A 9433-nucleotide genomic window follows, 5' to 3' on the forward strand; every position below is an offset into this window, starting at 1 on the left:
CGACCACCCCCGCCAGTCCCGCCACGGCGGGCGCACGCGCTGCGCACGGCGGCCGCTTCTCCGCCTGGCGCCAGGCGCTGCGCATGGCCCGCCGCGACTGGCTGGCGGGCGAACTGTATCTGCTGCTGTTCGCGCTGGTGCTGGCCGTGGCGGCGCTGACCAGCGTGGGGTTTATGGCCGACCGCATGCGGCTGGGGCTGGAGCGCGATGCGCGCCAGATGATCGCCTCCGACGTGCTGCTGGTGTCGGACCAGCCGTTCGATGCGGCCTTCGCGCAGCGGGCGCAAGCGGCCGGGCTGGCGGTCGCGCAGACCGTCTCCTTTCCGAGCATGGCCACTGCCAATGGCAAGGCACCGGCCGGCGGTGATGCACCCACCCAGCTCGCCGCGCTCAAGGCGGTGACCGAGGGCTACCCGCTGCGCGGCAGGCTCAAGGTGGCCAGCGCTCCGGGCGCGGCGGAGGGGCCGGCCGAGGGCATTCCGGCGCCCGGCACGGTATGGGTCGACGAAGCGCTGCTGGGCGCGCTGGGCGTTGCCGTGGGCGATTCGCTGCAGCTTGGCAGCCGCAGCTTCCGCATCGACCGCATCATTACGCAGGAGCTGGACCGCGGCACCGGCTTTATGAACTTCGCGCCGCGTGTGCTGATGCCGTTGTCGGACCTGGAAAGCACCGGCCTGATCGGCTGGGGTAGCCGCGTGACCTACCGGCTGCTGGTGGCCGGGCCCGATACCGCGGGCGCCACCTATCAGAAGTGGGCCAACGACGAGATCGAGCGGCGCAAGCTGCGCAACACGCGCGTGGAGTCGCTGGAATCGGGCCAGCCCCAGATGCGCGCGACGCTGGACCGCGCCGAGCGCTTCCTGTCGCTGGTGGCGGTGCTGTCGTCGATGATCGCGGCGGTCGCGATCGCGATGTCGGCGCGCCGCTATATGCAGCGCCATACCGATGCCTGCGCGGTCTACAAATGCCTGGGGCTGACGCGCGGGCAGATCCTGCGCACATTCGGGCTGGAGTTCCTGCTGGTGGGCGCCGCTGGCGCGCTGGCCGGCGTGTTGATCGGTTATGTAGCCCATTACGGGCTGCTGCTGTCGCTGGGCGGATTGCTCAAAGTGTCATTGCCGCAGCCGTCGCTGCTGCCGGCCCTGGTCGGCGTGCTGGCCGGGCTGGTGCTGTTGATCGGGTTTGCGCTGCCGCCGCTGCTGGCGCTGACGCGGGTGGCGCCGCTGCGGGTGCTGCGGCGCGATATCGGGCTGCCGCCGGTGTCGGCCTGGGTCGCGTATGCGCTGGGCCTGGGCGCCTTTGTGTCGCTGCTGCTGGTGGCGGCGCGCGACTTGCGGCTGGGGCTGACCACCGCCGGGGGCTTTGTTGCCGCCGGGGTGGTGTTCGGGGTGCTGGCGCTGGCGCTGCTGACGCTGCTGTCGCGCCTGCTGCGCGGGCGCCTGCGCGGCCGCACGGCGATGGGCTGGCGCTTTGCGCTGGCGGTGCTGGAGCGGCGCCGCGCGGTGACGGTGCTGCAGACCGTGGCGCTGGCCGTGGGGCTGATGGCGCTGCTGCTGCTGGGCATGACGCGCAACGACCTGGTCGATTCATGGCGCAGCGCCACGCCGGCCGATGCGCCCAACCGCTTCATCATCAATATCCAGCCCGACCAGCGCGAGCCGCTGCGCAAGATGCTGGCGGGCGCCGGCATCGACGATCTGCTCTACCCGATGGTGCGCGGACGCCTGACCCAGATCGGCGAGCGCGTGATCCGCGGCGACAGCTTCGAGGATGGCCGCGCGCGCAACCTGGTGGAGCGCGAGTTCAACCTGTCCTATACCGATGCGTTACCCGAGGGCAACCGCGTGATCGCCGGACGCTGGGACAACGGCGCGGCCGGTGCCGACGCGGGCGCGTCGGTGGAAGAGGGCATCGCCAAGACGCTGGGGATCCGGCTCGGCGATACGCTGCGCTTTGACGTGGCCGGCCAGACCGTGCAGGCGCGCGTGACCTCGCTGCGCAAGCTCGACTGGGGCTCGATGCGGGTCAACTTCTTCGTGATCCTGCCGCCGGCGGCGATGCAGGGACTGCCCGAAACCTACATCACGTCGTTCCACCTGCCGGCCGCCAGCGCGGCGCTGGGCAACCGGCTGATCGCTGCGTTCCCCAACATCACGGTGGTCAATACCGACATGATCCTGCGCCAGATCCAGGACATCCTGGACCAGGTGATCGCGGCGGTGGAGTTCCTGTTTATCTTCACGCTGGCCGCGGGCGTCACCGTGCTGTACGCGGCGCTGTCAGGCGCGCGCGACGAGCGCATGCGCGATGCGGGCCTGCTGAAGGCGCTGGGCGCGTCGGCAGCGCTGGTGCGGCAGACGCAGTACGCCGAGTTCCTGGTGGTCGGCGGCCTGGCCGGCTTCCTGGCAAGCCTCGGCGCGATCGCGGTAGGCTGGGGGCTGTCGCAGTTCGTTTTTGACTTCCCGTACCGCTTCAATGCGTGGATCGTGCCGGTCGGCGTGGTTTCTGGCATGCTGTGCGCTTTTGCCGGCGGCTGGCTGGGCCTGCGCGAAGTGCTGCGCCAGCCGGCGCTGGCGACCTTGCGTGATGCCTGAGTGGCTGCGCAGTATGAGTGTGTGATGAGTACTGAATCCAACGACAAGCCCGGCACGACTGCCGAGGTGACCGCTTTCGAGCTGGTGGGCGGCGAAGCCCGCGTACGCGAGCTGGTCGACCGCTTCTATGACCTGATGGACCTGGAGCCCGAATTCGCCGGGCTGCGCGCGCTGCACCCGCCGTCGCTCGACGGCTCGCGCGACAAGCTGTTCTGGTTCCTGTGCGGCTGGCTGGGCGGCCCCAACCATTTCATCGACCGCTTCGGCCATCCACGCCTGCGCGCGCGCCATATGCCGTTCGAGATCGGCGTCAGCGAGCGCGACCAGTGGATGCGCTGCATGGCGCTGGCGATGCAAGACATCGGCCTGCCCGACGACCTGCAGCTGCGCCTGATGCAGGCCTTTTTCCAGACCGCCGACTGGATGCGCAACGTCGCGCGCTGAAGCGGCTTCCGTTCCATACCGAAAGGACTTCCTGCTCCATGACCGTCCCGTTGCCTGAAGGCGCCCGCCGCGTGCTCGATTTCTGGTTCGATACGCCGGGCTCGGCCGGCTGGAATACCACGCGCTCAGTATGGTTCACCAAGTCGGACGCATTCGATGCGCAGATCCGCCATCAATTCCTCGCCGACTGGCAGGCAGCGCACGCCGGCGCCACCGACGACTGGTCGGCCACGCCCGAGGGCGCGTGCGCGCGCGTGGTGCTGCTCGACCAGTTCCCGCGCAACATGTTCCGCAACGACCCGCGCAGCTTCGCCACCGATGACCAGGCGCTGGCGCTGGCCAAACGCATTGTGGCCACCGGCATGGACCGCGCGTTGCCGACCGATTTCCACCGCATGTTCTGCTACATGCCGTTCGAGCATTCCGAAGCGCTGGAAGACCAGGACGAGGCGGTGCGGCTGATGACGCAGCTGCGCGACACCAGCGCTGGGAAAGTGGATGTAGTGGAGTGGGCCGACAAGCACCGCCTGATCATCGCGCGCCATGGCCGCTTCCCACACCGCAACGCGGTGCTGGGCAGGCAGAGTACGGCGCAGGAACTGGCGTTCCTGCGCGAGCCGGGCTCGTCCTTCTAGAGCCGCGGCCGCGGGGCAGGCGCGTTCAGGTCTGCTCGCGCGCCTGCTGCCACTTGTCGACCCGCACGCGCGGCGCGGCGGCCAGCTGGTCGAGCAGCGCGGCCGGCGTATCGCCCGTGTGCAGCAGGTCGGCATGCACCTGCTTCAGGAAGCCTTCCCGCACGGCATGGCCGATAAAGCCCAGCATGCCGTCATAGAAGCCGGCGACATTGAGCAGGCCCACCGGCTTGTCGTGGTAGCCGAGCTGCAGCCAGGTGAAGGTCTCGAACAGTTCTTCCAGGGTCCCCACGCCGCCCGGCATCGCGATAAACGCATCGGCGCGATCGGCCATCATCTGCTTGCGCTCGTGCATGTTGCGCACCACGTGCAGCTCGGTCAGCCCGCGATGGCCGACTTCCTTCCGCATCAGCGCCTCGGGAATGATGCCGATGGCGTGGCCGCCATGCTCCAGCACGGCATCGGCGACGATGCCCATCAGGCCCACCTTGCCGCCGCCATAGACCAGCGCCAGTCCGCTTTCGGCCAGCGTGCGGCCGAGCAGGCGCGCGGCATCGGCGTATTCGGGGCGGTTGCCGGGGCTGGAGCCGCAATACACGCAGACAGACTTCACTTCTTTTCCTTTGCCGCCTCGGCGGCTGCCTTGGCTGCCGCGTAGTCGCGCGCAAGCTGGTCGAAGGCTTCGCGTGCCCGGCCGCGCAGGTAGGGGGCCAGGATCGAGAAGATGTGGTAGCTCGATCCGTGCAGGTAGCCGCGGATCTGTTCGGGATCGTTGTACTGGCGCGGATGCTGCACGAACTGGAACGACAGCCAGTAGGTGGCGATCACCACCATGTTGGTGCAGATGGCCTCGACCTGCTCGGGCGTGGCCTCCATCTCGCCGTCTTCGATGAACTGGCGGCAGATCTCGTGCGCGAAGCGCTGCTTCTGCTCGACGATGCGCTTGAAGTTGGTCTCCAGCATCCGGTTGCGCGCCAGCAGGTCGTTGATGTCGCGGTACAGGAAGCGGTAGTTCCACAGGAACTCGGACATGTACTGCAGGTAGCCCCAGCTTTCGTCGAGGGTGGCCTTGTGGTCGTCCGGCATCTTCAGGCGCCGCTCCATCTCCTGCTCGAAGCGCACGAAGATGGAGTTGATGATGTCGTCCTTGTTGCGGAAGTGGTAGTAGAGATTGCCGGGGCTGATCTCCATCGCTTCCGCGATCGTCGTCGTGGTGACGTTCGGTTCGCCCACTTCATTGAACAGGCGCAGCGAGACGTCGAGGATGCGGTCCCTGGTGCGGCGGGGGCCGGTTTGCGGTTTCGGTTCCATGGGCGTCCGGGCGATCGGTGAATCGTGGCAGGGTAGCGATTATAAGCAATCGGCCCAGGCCCCCCTTTTCCGCCCGCCCGGCGAGTGGCGGATCAGCCAGCCAGCCGCCGCACCCAGCCCACCACATGGGGACCTGCGATGGCGATCCAGGTGCCGCCGCACAGCACCAGCGCCAGCATCACCGCGGCGCTGCCGAAATCCTTGGCGCGCTTGGACAGGCTGTGCCGCTCCAGCGAGATGCGGTCGATCGCCGCTTCGACGCTGGAGTTGAGCAGCTCCACGATCAGCACCACCAGCAGCGTGCCCAGCAGCAGGATGCGCTCGACCACGTCCACCGGCAGCAGGAACGCCCACGGCGCCAGAATCGCCACCAGCGTCAGCTCCTGCCGGAATGCGCTTTCCTCCAGCACTGCATAGCGCAGCCCGGACAGCGAATTGATGGCCGCGTGCCAGGCGCGCGTCAGGCCGCGGTTGCCTTTGTGGGGATTCTGCTCGATCGAATAGTCAGCGTTTGGGACTGCCTGCGGCGACCTCTGCAGAGGCGGGTCGGGCGGCAGTTCCGGTTGGGGTTTCGGCATGGCTTTGTGGGGCGGGTTGGGCCGCTGCGCTGCCCGGCTTGCCGGCGGCGAACGGCCGCAGATGGGCCAGGAACTGCTCTGAGGCGGCGCGCCACGAGAAGCGCTCGGCGTGGGCTCGCGCCGTGGCGCGGTCGATGCGCAGCGCTTCCAGGCAGGCTTCGCGCAGGTCTTCGTGCATCACGCCCGCCGGGCTGTCGCCCAGCACGTCGATCGGGCCGGTGATAGGGTACGCCGCCACGGGCAGCCCGCTGGCCAGCGCTTCCAGCAGCACCAGCCCGAACGTGTCGGTACGGCTCGGGAACACGAACACATCAGCTGAAGCATACACCCGGGCCAGCTCGGGCTGGCTCAGCACGCCGAGGTAGTTGGCGCCGGGATAACGGGCGCGCAGTGCCGGCAGCGCGGGGCCGTCGCCGACCACCCACTTCGAGCCCGGCAGGTCCAGCGCGAGGAAGGCCTCGACGTTCTTCTCCACCGCCACGCGGCCCACGTACAGGAAGATCGGGTGGGCGGTGTTGAGCACGTTGGCGCGCTGATGCGTGAACACGTCCAGGTCCACGCCGCGCGTCCACAGCACGCCATGGGTGATGCCGTGGCTGTGCAGGTCTTCCAGCACCACCGGCGTGGGCGCCATCACCGCACGCGCCGGGCCGTGGAACCAGCGCAGGAAGCGGTAGGTCCAGGGCAGCGGGATGCCGAAGCGCGCGTGCACATATTCCGGAAAACGCGTGTGGTAGGCCGTGGTGAATGGCAGCTTGCGGCGGATGGCATGGCGCCGTGCGGCCAGGCCGAGCGGGCCTTCGGTGGCGATATGCAGCGCATCCGGGGCGAAGGCTTCGATGCGGCGCTGTACGCGCGTTGACGGGAACAGCGACAGCCGGATCTCGGGGTAGGTCGGGCACGGCACAGTGCGGAATTCCAGCGGCGTGATCATGTCGACCGTGTGGCCCATGGCTTCCAGCTCGCGGCGCGTGGACTTCAGCGTGCGCACCACGCCGTTGACCTGCGGTTCCCAGGCATCGGTGACGATCAGGATCTTCATGCAGCCTCCTAGGGGGCAGTGGAAGGGCAATGTGGATGCGGGCTGTTGGGGCCGGCAGAGGCGCCGCAGCAACCGACGATTCTTGACGATGCGGGCTGCGCTCAGCTTGTCACGGCGGCCCGGCGGCGCCTGCGCGTGGCGGGCGCGGGCGGGTCCAGCAGCGTGGTCCAGTAGACGATCTTCAGCTCGCCTTCCATGGTCTCCACCAGCGCCGACAGGCTTTCGACCCAGTCGCCGTCGTTGCAGTAGAGCTGGCCGTTGAGTTCGCGGATCTCGGCCTTGTGGATATGGCCGCAGACCACGCCGTCGCAGCCGCGCCGGCGCGCCTCGTCGACCATCGCGGTCTCGAACGCGCTGATGTAATTGACCGCGTTCTTGACCTGGTGCTTCAGGAACTGCGACAGCGACCAGTACGGGAAGCCCAGCCGTGCGCGCAAGCGGTTGAAATGGCGGTTCATCGCCAGGATCATCGTGTACAGCGAGTCGCCCAGGTAGGCCAGCCAGCGCGCATGCTGCACCACGCCGTCGAACAGGTCGCCATGCACCACCCAGAGCCGGCGCCCGGTGGCGGTGACGTGGATGGCCTCTTCGCGCACGGTGATGTCGCCGAAGGCCATGCCGTCGAACTGGCGCGCGGCTTCGTCATGGTTGCCGGGCACGTAGACGACCTCGGTGCCCTTGCGCGCCTTGCGCAGCAGCTTCTGCACCACGTCGTTGTGGCTCTGCGGCCAGTACCAGCCGCGGCGCAGTTGCCAGCCGTCGATGATGTCGCCGACCAGGTAGAGCTGGTCTGACTCGTTGTGCTTGAGGAAATCCAGCAGGTAGTCGGCCTGGCAGCCGGGCGTGCCCAGGTGGATATCCGACAGCCAGATGGCGCGGTAGCGGTGGATCGGGTGCGGCTCGGGCGGATAGGCTTCCTGTTGCTCGCGCGGCGGGGCCATGGTTGCGGCATCGACGCCCGGGGGCATGAAGGCGGTCAGGGCGGTCAGCGATGCGGCGCTATTCGGGGTGCTTCCCCAGCCGCTGTCAGGGCTGCGGCGCAGCCGTTGCGTCAGTTGTGCGGCCTTCGACAGGTATCCGCGGGCAGATCGGATGGCTTGCACCATGGCAGTCCCGGTTGGGGCGATGGCATGCATTCAGCCAGCGCGCGATGACGGGGCCGTGACGGAAACATGACTGCCATATGAAATGGAAAAGAACCAACGGAAAAGGAACAACGCCAGGGCAAGGCCAACGGTCCGGGGTGAGGGGTGGTTTAGCTAGAAACCACATCAAGCGGGGCCAATGGTTTTAACCCACGGACGTCAGCCTTTGATCCTCCTGCTCTCTCCCGCAGGCGGGAGAGAGGAGCTTGCTGCCAGCGGCGTCTCGACCTCACCGTCCCCGCGAGGACAACTCCCCCAACGCATCCAGCACTGCCCGCACCGCAGCCGGATGCCGCAGCAGCGACACATGCCCGATGCCCGACAGTGCAATATGCGCGGAGCCGTCGAGCCACCCGGTGCACGGCGGCCCGGCGATCGAATCGTGCCAGCTGAAGACCGAGATCATGCGCGCCCGCAACCGCGGACTCTCGGCTGCGGCCAGGGCCCGCAGCCAGGGGCTGCCGCAGCGCATCTGGCGCGCATTGTCCCCGCCGCCGAAGCGCGCCAGCGCGCTGCCGTGGTGGGGGCTGCCCAGCGTCACCACGCCGGCGCAGATGTCGCGGCCTTCATCGTCGCCGGCAAGCTTCAGTGCGGCGCGCGCGGCCAGGCCGCCCATGCTGTGGCAGACCAGCAGCGGAGCGCGGCCGGTATCGGCGCTGATGCGGCGCATGGCGGCGAGCAGCGCGTGCGCGTAGTCGTCGATATCGCCGAACACCGGTTCCAGGTCGATCGCTTCGCAGCGGTAGCCGGCGGCGGCCAGCGCGGGCTGCATGTCTAGCCAGATGGCGTGCCCGCAGGCATAGCCGTGCACCAGCAGCACCGGCGGCGCGTCGCGGCCGGGCGGCGTATCGGCTGGCGCGGCAAAGGGGGCGTGGGCGCGGAACGGCTGCAGCCAGTCGAACATGCGCAGCACAGCCCCGCACTCGTACAGGTAGCAGCGCAGCGCGTCGGTCAGCGTCAATCGGCGGCGCGTGGCGGCAAGCTCCGCGGGCGGGTCCGGCGGGTAGTTGCCGCGGCCGATCCACAGGCCGCGGTCGGTCAGGGCGAAGGCGAGGGCAATGCCGAGGGCAAGCCCGCCAAAGATGGCGGCCACGCCGGCGGCGATGGCGCCAGCCCAGGGCCAGCCGGCCATTCGCACCAGCGCGGTGGCGATGCCGAGCGCGGCGGCGGCCTGCAAGGTCACCGCGATGCGGCGAATGCCTGCGGCCGACAGGCTCATGGCTTGGGCGGGCGCAGGTCCACCAGCCGCGTGCGGGCCAGGCGATCGTGCAGGAACTGGCGGCGCGGATCCAGCCAGGCCAGCAGGATCCAGATCAGCAGGCCGGCAAACAGCACGCCGACGAATGGCCCTTTGACCAGCCCGAGCAGGTGGCCCACCGCCGCCGACGGCGGCAGCCACAGCCACGCCAGCACATAGCGCAGCGCGGCCTGCGGCCAGCGCGGCGGCACGCCGGCGGCCGTTTCGACGCGCATGCGCCAGGTCTGCATCGCCAGGGTCTGGCCGTTGCGCTGCCAGAACCAGGTGAAATACAGGCCCAGCACCAGGAAGCTCCAAAGCTGGATGGTCAGCGGACCGTCCGCGCCGATCCGCTGCAGCAGCGGCCGCGCCAGCAGGTAGGCGGCCGTGGACGCGCTCAGCACGCCGAACAGCAGCACGCTTTCATACAGCATGCAGGCGATGCGGCGG

At 68.8% G+C, this 9433-nt stretch carries 10 protein-coding genes; 3 read left to right on the forward strand and 7 right to left on the reverse strand.

The genetic code is table 11. From position 1 onward, the window contains the following. The 3 genes from AB1I47_RS32635 to AB1I47_RS32645 form a co-directional block, all read left to right on the forward strand. The coding region (locus AB1I47_RS32635) for an ABC transporter permease (protein ID WP_354687787.1) at window positions 1-2594 on the forward strand (2594 nt) is incomplete at its 5' end. 24 nt (window positions 2595-2618) lie between these two features. Next, window positions 2619-3038, forward strand: a complete 420-nt coding sequence (locus AB1I47_RS32640; protein ID WP_354687788.1) for a group II truncated hemoglobin — start codon at window positions 2619-2621, stop codon at window positions 3036-3038. Window positions 3039-3076: 38 nt separating this feature from the next. Beyond that, the gene (locus AB1I47_RS32645; protein WP_354687789.1) at window positions 3077-3673 is read left to right on the forward strand and encodes a DUF924 family protein; all 597 of its coding nucleotides are present in this window, start codon (window positions 3077-3079) and stop codon (window positions 3671-3673) included. 25 nt (window positions 3674-3698) lie between these two features. Here the strand turns inward: AB1I47_RS32645 and AB1I47_RS32650 are convergent, their stop codons facing one another. The 7 genes from AB1I47_RS32650 to AB1I47_RS32680 all read right to left on the reverse strand — a co-directional run. Beyond that, entirely contained in the window at window positions 3699-4283 is a 585-nt protein-coding gene (locus AB1I47_RS32650) for an LOG family protein (protein ID WP_354687790.1), read from the reverse strand. Further along, window positions 4280-4981 carry a TetR/AcrR family transcriptional regulator gene (locus AB1I47_RS32655; RefSeq protein ID WP_354687791.1) on the reverse strand — a complete coding sequence of 234 codons (702 nt, stop codon included), beginning with the start codon at window positions 4979-4981 and terminating at the stop codon, window positions 4280-4282. Before AB1I47_RS32655 ends, AB1I47_RS32650 begins: the two co-directional genes overlap by 4 nt. Window positions 4982-5073: 92 nt before the next feature. After that, window positions 5074-5559: a diacylglycerol kinase gene (locus AB1I47_RS32660; protein WP_354687792.1), complete on the reverse strand. Its 486-nt coding sequence runs from the start codon at window positions 5557-5559 to the stop codon at window positions 5074-5076. Then, the gene (locus AB1I47_RS32665) at window positions 5486-6601 is read right to left on the reverse strand and encodes a glycosyltransferase family 4 protein (protein ID WP_354687793.1); all 1116 of its coding nucleotides are present in this window, start codon (window positions 6599-6601) and stop codon (window positions 5486-5488) included. Before AB1I47_RS32665 ends, AB1I47_RS32660 begins: the two co-directional genes overlap by 74 nt. 101 nt (window positions 6602-6702) lie before the next feature. Continuing rightward, on the reverse strand, window positions 6703-7707 hold the full coding sequence (locus tag AB1I47_RS32670; protein ID WP_354687794.1) for a UDP-2,3-diacylglucosamine diphosphatase: 1005 nt from the start codon (window positions 7705-7707) through the stop codon (window positions 6703-6705). A gap of 268 nt (window positions 7708-7975) precedes the next feature. Then, entirely contained in the window at window positions 7976-8965 is a 990-nt protein-coding gene (locus AB1I47_RS32675) for an esterase/lipase family protein (RefSeq protein WP_354687795.1), read from the reverse strand. After that, the coding region (locus AB1I47_RS32680; protein ID WP_354687796.1) for an RDD family protein at window positions 8962-9433 on the reverse strand (472 nt) is incomplete at its 5' end. The genes AB1I47_RS32675 and AB1I47_RS32680, both read right to left, overlap by 4 nt.

This window comes from Cupriavidus necator, assembly GCF_040578825.1.
Taxonomy (GTDB): domain Bacteria; phylum Pseudomonadota; class Gammaproteobacteria; order Burkholderiales; family Burkholderiaceae; genus Cupriavidus; species Cupriavidus necator_E.